The organism is Aquiflexum sp., from assembly GCF_977115555.1.
The window spans coordinates 1-6,273 of the sequence record NZ_CDSBKL010000245.1; the positions used below are offsets into that span (position 1 = coordinate 1).

6 protein-coding genes are annotated in these 6,273 nt (G+C 41.1%); all 6 read left to right on the forward strand.

From position 1 onward, the window contains the following. The first annotated feature begins 204 nt into the window (after window positions 1-204). The 6 genes from ACZFYI_RS13870 to ACZFYI_RS13895 all read left to right on the forward strand — a co-directional run bounded on the left by ACZFYI_RS13870 (window position 205) and on the right by ACZFYI_RS13895 (window position 6,242). Complete coding sequence (locus ACZFYI_RS13870; protein ID WP_462524725.1) at window positions 205-609, forward strand: DUF779 domain-containing protein; 405 nt, start codon at window positions 205-207, stop codon at window positions 607-609. A gap of 52 nt (window positions 610-661) precedes the next feature. Continuing rightward, window positions 662-1,822 carry a dipeptidase gene (locus ACZFYI_RS13875; protein WP_462524726.1) on the forward strand — a complete coding sequence of 387 codons (1,161 nt, stop codon included), beginning with the start codon at window positions 662-664 and terminating at the stop codon, window positions 1,820-1,822. Window positions 1,823-1,895: 73 nt separating this feature from the next. Further along, window positions 1,896-2,624: a VIT1/CCC1 transporter family protein gene (locus tag ACZFYI_RS13880; RefSeq protein WP_462524727.1), complete on the forward strand. Its 729-nt coding sequence runs from the start codon at window positions 1,896-1,898 to the stop codon at window positions 2,622-2,624. Further along, on the forward strand, window positions 2,625-3,368 hold the full coding sequence (locus ACZFYI_RS13885) for a DUF5995 family protein (protein WP_462524728.1): 744 nt from the start codon (window positions 2,625-2,627) through the stop codon (window positions 3,366-3,368). Between the two features lie 95 nt (window positions 3,369-3,463). After that, on the forward strand, window positions 3,464-5,896 hold the full coding sequence (locus tag ACZFYI_RS13890; protein ID WP_462524729.1) for a DUF5686 and carboxypeptidase-like regulatory domain-containing protein: 2,433 nt from the start codon (window positions 3,464-3,466) through the stop codon (window positions 5,894-5,896). A gap of 142 nt (window positions 5,897-6,038) precedes the next feature. Then, on the forward strand, window positions 6,039-6,242 hold the full coding sequence (locus tag ACZFYI_RS13895; RefSeq protein WP_462524730.1) for a DUF2683 family protein: 204 nt from the start codon (window positions 6,039-6,041) through the stop codon (window positions 6,240-6,242). Window positions 6,243-6,273 lie beyond the last annotated feature (31 nt).

Here is a 6,273-nt window from a genome sequence, read left to right on the forward strand (position 1 = left end):
GAGGCAGAGATTTGAGAGGTTTCCTTTGAATGGAGGAAACTTCTCATTTTTTACAAAATGAATTATTGTAAATAAGTATGTGGTTCCTTGCCGCCAGCCAAAAAAAAAGTCGGCCTGAAGTTCCTTTGCAGAGGCTCCGCCACGGCGGACAGGTACGGACTGTGGTCTATGGACGAATTGCTCAAAAAATAAACCCTGAAAACCATGACACTAAATACCAACCTACCAAGAGTCCTGATTACAGAGGCTGCGATGGAGGTTATTGACACATTGAGAAAACGCTTTGGAACAGACCTCATGTTTCACCAAAGTGGCGGATGCTGTGATGGTTCATCTCCGATGTGCTTCGAAAAGGGAGACTTCAAGGTTGGGGCCAGTGACATCTGGATGGGAACAGTCTATGGCTGCGATTTTTTTATGAGTTCTGACCAATTTGAATACTGGAAGCATACAGAACTCACCTTGGATGTGACACCCGGCCGGGGAAGTAGTTTTTCTATTGAAATCCCGATGGGAATCCGGTTTTTGATCAGGTCAAGGCTTTTTACTATGGAAGAATTTGAAAACCTGATTCCCACCAAAACAGGGGAAGAGGTCATAGAAAGTTGATTTTCACAGTTCATAATTTTCATTATCTTCATAGCGAAACCACTATTTTCCTATGAAAAAAGCATTAATCGTATTTATAAGTCTCTTTTTAATCTATTGGATTGCAACGATGGTCGTGCCGGGAATCATTGAGAAAAAAGGAAATCCTGTCAAAATCCTTCCTCCTTACAAAATATCCCCTGAAGCCCAAGCACTTTTCAATTCACTTGAATTTGTGGCTGACCTCCATTGCGACGCCTTGCTTTGGGGAAGAGACCTTACCAATAAATCAGAATTCGGACATGTGGATTTCCCAAGAATGCAGGAAGGAAATGTAGCCATGCAGGTTTTTACCATTGTTTCCAAATCGCCAAAAGGACAAAACATGGAAGTTAACAGCGCTGAAGCTACTGACAACATCACTCTTCTCAACATCGCCCAAGGAAGGCCTGTTTCTAATTGGTTCAGTCTCATAAAAAGAACGCTTTATCAATCCCGAATGCTGGAAGAATTTTCTGATAATTTTAATGGAGAGTTCATTTTCATCAAATCAAAAGAGGATGTGCTGAAACTCGCTGAATTGAGAAAAACAGATAAAAACATCATTGGCGGACTTTTGGGAATTGAAGGAGGGCATGCACTCCAAGGAAAAATGGAAAACCTAGAAAAGGCTTATGCCGCGGGCGTAAGACTTATTGGTCCTTCCCACTTTTTTGACAACGAACTTGGAGGCTCGGCGCACGGCATGAGTGGGGAAGGCTTGACGGATTTTGGTAAGTCCGTAGTCAAAAGGATGAATGAACTGAACATGGTCATTGACTTGGCCCATGCTTCTCCAAAGATGTTTGATGATGTATTGGAGTTGTCCTCCAAGCCTGTGATGGTTTCCCATACAGGAATCCGGGCGGTATTAAATTCCCCCCGCAACCTGTCTGATGATCAGGTCAGAAGACTGGCCGCCAAGGGAGGCATCATTGGGATTGCTTTTTTTGACATGGCTGTCGGAGAAGATGAGATCAAAGGAATCGTGGCCTGTATGAAGCGTGTCAAAAACCTTGTCGGCATCGAACATGTAGCCTTGGGTTCTGACTATGATGGAAATGTTCAGGTTCCGTTTGACATTACCGGCTTACCCCTTATTGTCGAAGCACTGATGAAGGAAGGATTTACTGATGAGGAAATCAAAGCCATTATGGGAGAGAATGTGAAAAGATTTTTGATTGAAAATCTTTAAAAAAACCTCCTTTTGAATATTTATAACACGAAATTAAAATTTTCAACATATCCATATTGATTGAATCCTAACCATGTCAGAAGCTAAAATCCATGAGGAAATCAGTTTTGTAGGAAACATCCAAAATTACCTCCGTGAGTTTGTCTACGGGGGAATTGATGGGGCGGTGACGACCTTTGCAGTGGTGGCAGGTGCCGTAGGAGCCGACCTTGATGCCTCGATCATCATTATTTTGGGTTTTGCCAACCTACTTGCGGACGGCTTTTCGATGTCGGTAGGTGCTTATCTTTCTGCCAAATCAGAAAAAGAAAACTATGAAAAACACAAAAAGATTGAATATTGGGAAATAGAAAACATTCCCGAAAAGGAACGACAAGAGATCGTAGAGATATATCAATCTAAGGGTTTTGAAGGGGAATTATTGGAAAAAGTGGTGGATGTCATTGTGGCAGACAAAGACCGTTGGGTAAATGAAATGATGAAAGATGAACTCAACATGATAGAAGATTCCAAGAGCCCTTTCAAAATCGGGCTGGCAACTTTGGTTTCTTTTATCTTGGTGGGTTTTATCCCTTTGATGGTGTATGTGTATGATTTGGTCAGAGAAACTAGCATAGACCTGTTTTTATGGACAAGTGTATTTACCGGTTTTGCATTTGTAGCAGTAGGATGGTTGAAGAGCTTTGTCAATCAGACCAATGTTTTAAAAAGCATAGCAGAAACACTCCTATTGGGCTTTTTAGCTGCTTTGGTCGCCTTTTATGTGGGTGACTTTTTAGAATCTTTAATCGCAAATGCCTAAATGAATACCATCGACGAAGTGATTGCCCGAATGGATCAGATTGTGGCCGATTGCAAAAGTAAAAACAACAGGATCGGATTTTTTGCAGTCCTGTACAGACAGGTTACGATCAGGATCAAAAAAGGCATCCTCAATTCAGAATTTGAAGACAATCCAAGAATGGAAAAATTGGATGTAATTTTTGCGAAGCGGTTTATTGACGCCTATGATGGCTACAATTCCGGACTAAAAATCACCGAGTCATGGGCATGGGCTTTTGGGGCAACTAAAGAAACAAAACACCTGGTTTTGCAACACCTGCTCCTAGGTATCAATGCCCACATCAACCTTGACCTTGGAATCGCTGCCGTGGAAACCATGGAAGGGGAAGATTTACTTTCACTTGAAAACGACTTCAACAAAATCAACGATGTACTGGCAGAACTGGTAGATAACGTAAAAAGTAATATCGGCAACATGTCCCCATTTTTCAATAAGTTTATCCGGTTTGCCAAAGGAAAAGAAGAGATACTCGTGAACTTCAGCATCAAACTTGCACGTGATGGGGCCTGGAAATTTGCCAGGAAATACCGGAATTCGGAAGACAAAGCCGGATCGATACAAAAAAGAGACAAGGCCATCTCCCTTCTTGCCAAAGGCTTAACCAATCCCGGTCTACAACTCAGGTTTTGGGTTTGGTTGATCGGGTTGGCAGAATGGAAGTCAGTTCCCGAAATCATGGACCAATTGGATACAGCAACCTGATCACAGAACCAATCACTCAATTCCTGCATTGGTGTAAATGGCTAAACATTTTTTTTAAGGCTTGGGTATAATAAGTAGTTTCAAAGATTCTTTACATGAAATTTCGCCACATACTAATTTGGGTTATTTTATTCCTTTCATTTCAAGTTTCTACTTTTGGGCAAAAATCCATCCCCAGTGGTCATGTTTATGACCAAAAGACAAAACAACCCATTCCTTTTGTAAATATTCAGATCAAAGGAAAAGAAAGAAAAGGAACCACCACCGATGTCAGGGGGTTTTTCAGACTCGATTCGTTTGAGGAAATGGACATTTTGGTGATTTCTCATGTCAGCTACAATCCACAGGAAATTCCAATCCAAAGCCTACTAGGGTCCAAACCTGAAATATTTCTGAGCCCAATAACCTTGGAGTTGGGAGAAGTCCAAATTCTCGCTGGCGAAAACCCCGCCCTTCCCATCATCCGTCAGGCAATAGCAAATAAAGATAGCAACAATCCAGACCAGCTCGATTCGTACAAGTTTTCAAGCTATAGTAAAATGGTAATGACCCTTGACGGGCTGAATGAACAGCCTGAGGTGGACGACACTACAGCTAATTTTCTTCAAGGAGGTCATATTTTTATGACTGAAAGTTTTTCAGAAGTGGTTTTCAAAAAACCCGGAAAAAGAAATGAAACGGTCAAAGCATCCAAAATGTCGGGGATTGAAAACCCTTTGGTAGCCATGGCATCAAGCAGTTTTCAGCCTTTTTCATTTTATACCGACCATATCAAAATCCTGGAAGTTCCTTACGTAAATCCCCTTTCCAATAATGGCCTCAGAAAATACGACTATTTTCTGGAGGACAGTATCCAAAATGAAATCGGCACTTCCTATATCATCAGCTACCAGCCCAAAGAAGGCAAAGTCTACCAATTGGGAAAAGGCTTGATGTATATCTCTTCTATCCGATTTGCCTTGGAAAACATGGTCATCAAACCCTCCGATCCGGATGCAAACCTGCTCTTTGAGCTCCAGCAAAAAAACAAATGGGATGGAAAAAATTGGTTTCCCGAGCAACTGAACAGCATTTACCTTTCCCCGGAGTTTGAGTTTGAGGGCAAGGCGTTTAAAATTACCAACCAGACTTTCATCTCTGAAGTCAGCATCAATGACTTGGAAAAGAGTACAAAGTTCGTCCCGGTAGGAATTATCTTTGACATACAAAACGATAAATATGATTGGGAAATTCTCAGGTTGGATTCCCTCACTTCCCGTGAATACCTGACCTATGTGAGATTTGATCAGATGCCTGAAAAAGACAAAAAACTCCTCAATAAGGGGTCTAACTTACTGCTCAGCCTAAGTTCAGGAAGAATTCCATTGGGTCCGGTGGATTTGATTCCAAATAGGATTTTAAGGGTCAACAGATTTGAAAGTGTAGGATTGGGATTGGGTCTTTCTTCCAATGATAAGCTTTCTGATTTTTTCAGGGTAGAGGGTTATTTCAGGTATGGCTTCAGAGATGACAGGTGGAAATATGGAGGAGGGGCTGAATTCAGACTGGACAAAAAGTATGATTCAAAGTTGCTGTTTTACTACAGTCAAGATATCTCCGAACCGGGAAAAACGCTTTTGCCAAAAATAAATTCCTTCAGTTCTGCGGGAAATATATTCCGGAATTTCCTAGCGGATCGCATGGATGAAGTGGAGCGCTATTCTGTGGAATTCTCACAGATGCCATTAAAAGGTGTCCGATTGGGAATTTTCGGATCTGTAGAAAACCGGAGAAATGTATTAAACTATGGTTCGGGAGTACCTTCTGACAATTTCCCACAAGTCTTTAGTGCCACAGAGACAGGGATTGACTTTCGATATGTCGGGGGTGAAAGCGTCTCAAGGATTGGAAACAACCTGGTTTCATGGGCAATGTCCTATCCTATCATTAGCATAAGGGCCTCAAAAGCCATTCCCGATGCTTTTGGTGGAAATGTGGATTTTTGGAATACTGAGTTCAAATTTCAGCACCAGTGGAGTTCCGGCAATTCTCTGAATCAATTCCACCTTTCAGCACATGGCATTTGGGGAGATAACCTGCCGATTTCCTACCTCAATACAGGTTATGGCATCAATGTCGGACAGAGGAACGCCTTGGACTTTGCCTTATCGTTTCCGGGATATTTACAGACCATGTTTCTGTATGAATTCCTTTCTGACAGGAGTATGCATGCGAGCTATTCCCATCAGACAGGTCCTTTGTTTTACAAAAAAGCAGGAAAGGCGATCTTTGCACCACAACTCAAATTCCACCAAAGCTTTGCCATCGGTACATTGACCAATCCTGAATTCTATGACTTTGTAGAATTCATGACCATGGAAAAAGGGTATTTGGAATCAGGTATCGAACTCAACAATATCCTCAAGCAGAAATCAGGATTTCAGTACCAGGGATGGGGAATTGGTGCATTTTACAGATATGGTCCATATGCCAACCCCACTTTTCGCAAAAACCTGACTATTACTTTGTCGATCACAGCTTCATTTTGATGTGAATAATTACAAAACAAATCCTAAGGAAATTAAATCCAGATTGACCATCCACATTCCTAATCTCATCTCAAGGTGATTAGAATTGGTTTTGTTAAATAGGGGCAGATACGTTAAATTTGATAAACAGATAATCAAGAAAATGGAATCTAAAGATATTTTCATTGTACATCCTCAAAACAAGGAGGAAGAAACTGTACTGAAAGCTTTTATGTATGCTCTAAAAATCAAATTTGAGGTTACAAAGGATAGTAATTATAACCCTGATTTTTTGGTAAAAATTGAGAAAAGTGGAAACCAGTTCGAGGATGGGGAATTTGTGAGTGTTGAAAAAGATCAACTTTAGCGATTTTTAGGGCTTAAATGAGGTACACATT

What these genes read in the sequence shown, in the direction of transcription:
- ACZFYI_RS13870 (WP_462524725.1), top strand. Translation starts at nt 205, where the DNA reads ATGACACTAAATACCAACCTACCAAGAGTCCTGATTACAGAGGCTGCG.
- ACZFYI_RS13875 (WP_462524726.1), top strand. Translation starts at nt 662, where the DNA reads ATGAAAAAAGCATTAATCGTATTTATAAGTCTCTTTTTAATCTATTGG.
- ACZFYI_RS13880 (WP_462524727.1), top strand. Translation starts at nt 1,896, where the DNA reads ATGTCAGAAGCTAAAATCCATGAGGAAATCAGTTTTGTAGGAAACATC.
- ACZFYI_RS13885 (WP_462524728.1), top strand. Translation starts at nt 2,625, where the DNA reads ATGAATACCATCGACGAAGTGATTGCCCGAATGGATCAGATTGTGGCC.
- ACZFYI_RS13890 (WP_462524729.1), top strand. Translation starts at nt 3,464, where the DNA reads ATGAAATTTCGCCACATACTAATTTGGGTTATTTTATTCCTTTCATTT.
- ACZFYI_RS13895 (WP_462524730.1), top strand. Translation starts at nt 6,039, where the DNA reads ATGGAATCTAAAGATATTTTCATTGTACATCCTCAAAACAAGGAGGAA.